The organism is Protofrankia sp. CiP1_Cm_nod2 (assembly GCF_920664355.1).
Classification (GTDB): domain Bacteria; phylum Actinomycetota; class Actinomycetes; order Frankiales; family Frankiaceae; genus Protofrankia.
This window is the reverse complement of sequence record NZ_CAKKTL010000257.1, coordinates 1-1,860: the sequence shown is the minus strand read 5'-3', so window position 1 is coordinate 1,860 and position 1,860 is coordinate 1. Positions and strand designations below refer to the sequence as shown.

Genomic DNA, 1,860 nt, shown 5'->3' with positions numbered 1-1,860 from the left:
CCCCCGAGGTGGCCCCCGAGGTGGCCCCCGAGGTGGCCCCCGAGGTGGCCCCCGAGGGCCGCGGCCACCCACCCGCCCGTCGGGCCGTCGCCGTCGCCATTCCCTCGCGGGGCGTTCGCGGCTCCCGGTCGAGGGCGGCCAGGGCCCCGGAGTTCCAGGGTCACCATTCCCTCACGGGGCGTTCACGGGTTCTGGCGGGCGGGGCCCGGCGGATCGGCGCAGCGCGCGGGAGGCTCGGCCGGGCCCGGACCGGGCCGGGGAGGGCTGGCCGGGGAGGGCCGGGCGGTCCGGGTCCGCACCCGGGCCGCGGCGGTCGTCCCGGGTGCGGTGGATGCGGTCATCACGGGTGCGGTGGATGCGGTCATCCCGGGTGTGGCGGATGATGTGACCGAACGGACGGGAAAGGTGTGACGTGACGCGCCGGGCGTGTCCTTGACCCCCGGGTTACTCCTCCCTACTGTCCGGTCCACGGTTGGAAGTTGACATAACATTAACTGTCTAGCTGACGGTGAAGGTTGAAGCTCGCCGATCGTTACCTGCTCCATCCGTTCGGTGCAGCATTCCCCGCCGTACCGGCCGGCTGGGACACGCCGCCCCGTCCGCCCATCGACGCCGCTGGAGGACCGACACCGCATGGCAGCTCCACAGAACTACCTGGCGGTGATCAAGGTCGTCGGGATCGGCGGTGGCGGTGTGAACGCCGTCAACCGCATGATCGAGGTCGGTCTCAAGGGCGTCGAGTTCATCGCGATCAACACCGACGCCCAGGCCCTGCTCATGAGCGACGCCGACGTCAAGCTCGACGTCGGCCGTGAGCTCACCCGCGGCCTCGGCGCCGGCGCGGATCCGGAGGTCGGCCGCCAGGCGGCCGAGGACCACCGGGAGGAGATCGAGGAGGTCCTCAAGGGCGCCGACATGGTGTTCGTCACAGCCGGGGAGGGCGGTGGCACGGGCACCGGCGGCGCGCCGGTGGTGGCCAACGTCGCCCGGTCGCTGGGCGCACTGACGATCGGTGTCGTCACCCGTCCGTTCACCTTCGAGGGACGCCGCCGCGCCACTCAGGCCGAAGCCGGGATCGACGCGCTGCGCAACGAGGTCGACACCCTCATCGTCATCCCGAACGACCGGCTGCTGGCGATGACCGACCGTGACATCAGCGTGCTGGACGCGTTCCGCAGCGCCGACCAGGTGCTGCTCTCCGGTGTGCAGGGCATCACCGACCTCATCACCACCCCCGGTCTGATCAACCTCGACTTCGCCGACGTCAAGACCGTCATGTCGCACGCGGGCAGCGCCCTGATGGGTATCGGGCGGGCCCGCGGCGACGACCGGGCCATCGTCGCGGCCGAGCAGGCCATCGCCTCACCCCTGCTGGAGGCGAGCATGGACGGCGCCCAGGGCGTCCTGCTGAACATCTCCGGTGGCTCCGACCTCGGCCTGTTCGAGATCAACGCCGCCGCCGAGCTGGTCGCCGACGCCGCCCATCCCGAAGCGAACATCATTTTTGGCGCGGTGATCGACGACGCGCTCGGCGACGAGGTCCGGGTGACGGTCATCGCCGCGGGCTTCGACACCATCCCGCAGCGGCCCAAGGCGTTCCTGCCCGGCGCCCGCCGCGGCCCCGCCAGCCCGCCCGCCAGCACGGGGAACTCCACCGCCACGCAGGGCGGCGCGGCCCCGGGCACGTCAGGGCCCACGTCCACGGTGGCCCCCGTGGCCGCCACCCCGCCCGCGGCGTCCACCACGCCCCCGGCCTCGTCCTTCGCCGCCGCGCAGCCACGGGCCGTTCCCGCGACGGCGGCGGCCCCGCACGGCGCGGTGTCCGCGGCCCGCCCCTCGCACCCCCAGCCGGCCCAGCCC

At 73.4% G+C, this 1,860-nt stretch carries 1 protein-coding gene; it reads left to right on the top strand.

The annotated features are described in order from the left end of the window. Nucleotides 1–633: 633 nt before the first annotated feature. On the top strand, nucleotides 634–1,860 hold a 1,227-nt coding region (ftsZ, locus tag NBW84_RS20925; RefSeq protein ID WP_250286630.1), incomplete at its 3' end, for a cell division protein FtsZ.